Source organism: Novosphingobium acidiphilum DSM 19966, from assembly GCF_000429005.1.
Lineage (GTDB): Bacteria > Pseudomonadota > Alphaproteobacteria > Sphingomonadales > Sphingomonadaceae > Novosphingobium > Novosphingobium acidiphilum.
The window spans coordinates 1-1619 of sequence record NZ_AUBA01000048.1 but is presented as its reverse complement, the minus strand read 5'-3'; the positions used below and the strand labels follow the sequence as shown (position 1 = coordinate 1619).

The following is a 1619-nucleotide window of genomic DNA, read 5'->3' as shown; positions in this document are numbered from 1 at the left end:
TCCGGGTCGGTTGCTGGCGACATCACAGTTACCAATGCGACCGGTGCTGTGACGGTCAATCAGGGCGATGGTGGCAACGTGGCAGTGTCTGACACCGGCGTTGGCGCGGCTGTTGCCATCGACGGCGGCACGAACATCAGCGTGACCGACCAAGGCACGACCACGATTGGTGTAAATACTGGCCCTGCCGGTCAGGTTGACATCAACGACACGGGCGCCGGCGCCGCTGTGACGCTCATCCATGGGACAGATGTCACGATCCACGCTCTTGGAAGCGTAATTGACGATTATTCATCCGGGCAGCTTTCAGTGACGGTCGGCGGCACAGGATCTGGCGCCGTCAGTATCTATGGCGGAAGTTCGGACACTGTTGTGACGTCGCAGGACGGCAACGTTGTGGTTGGCGGAACCGCGGGAGCAATCTCTGTTACGGATACCGGGCGTGGTGCTGTCACGGTCGAAGGCGGATCGGATGTCACGATCGTTCAGACGGGCGCGGTCGGGGCCATTCTGGTGGGTGACCAGGGGCCACCCACCGGCAACGTCAACGTCACGCAGAACCTGTCGGCTGGCGCGACCGGTGGATCGGTCACGGTGGATGGCGGCGCCACAGTGGCGATCAACCTCAACGCCGTTTCGCAGGCGATTGCGGCCCCGCAGTCTGGCTCAACGACGGCCGTGACCACGACCTTGGGCGTAGTCAACGTGAACACCACGGCAACGTCGGTAACGGTGAATGAAACCGGTTCTATCGCCGCCGTCAATGCGATTGCGGCAGTTGCTCCGACCAATGCTGTTCAAGAATTGGATATTGTCAATATACCTTTTACACCAGCGATTAACGGTCTTTCTTTCGGTGGCGTAAGTATATTTTTAAATTCAGGGTATTTCAATTCGACTGTATACGCTGAAATTATGAACGATCTTTCCCATCTAATGCCGGGCCAGTATGTAAATATAAATGGTCCAGATTATGAAATGATTGGTCATTTTGGTAATTATGCAAGTCAGTTGACTTATTACAATACACTCACTGTGTATGGTGTCGGCGGTGTCGGGACAATACCAGTAACTTACCCTGCGACTGTTTTCCCCATAAACCATTATCAGCCGGGAACACCCGGTACTCCGGCTGTAACCGGTCAGACTGGTATCGCGGACAATACGATCACGGTGAATGACGCCACGGCCAACGCCAATGTTGTGATCAACGGCGGCACCGACGTCACCGTTAGCGACCACGGCACGACCACGATCGGCGCGACTACGTCCGCCAGCGGCACGGTCACAGTCAACGACACTGGCAGCAATGGCGCAGTGTCGGTGACAGGCGGGACCACCGATTTGATCACGTCGGACGGCGCGGTCACGGTGACCAATGGCGGCGTCGTTACAGTCACAGGGGTATCGGGTGCGGGTGACATCGATATTGTTGATGCAACGGGCCAGGTTAATGTGGTTCAGCGTATAGCGGACAATGTGTCGGTGTCTGACACCGGCGTTGGCGCGGCTGTTATCATCAATGGCGGCACGAACATCAGCGTGACCGACCAGGGGGTCACCACGATTGGTCAGGTCACGGCGCCCGCGGGCACGGTTTCCGTTATCGATACGGGTGT

The 1619-nt window shown here is 57.1% G+C and carries 1 protein-coding gene; it reads left to right on the top strand.

The features are described from left to right. A partial coding sequence (locus tag G404_RS20695; protein ID WP_028642171.1) for a beta strand repeat-containing protein occupies positions 1-1619 on the top strand: 1619 nt, incomplete at both ends.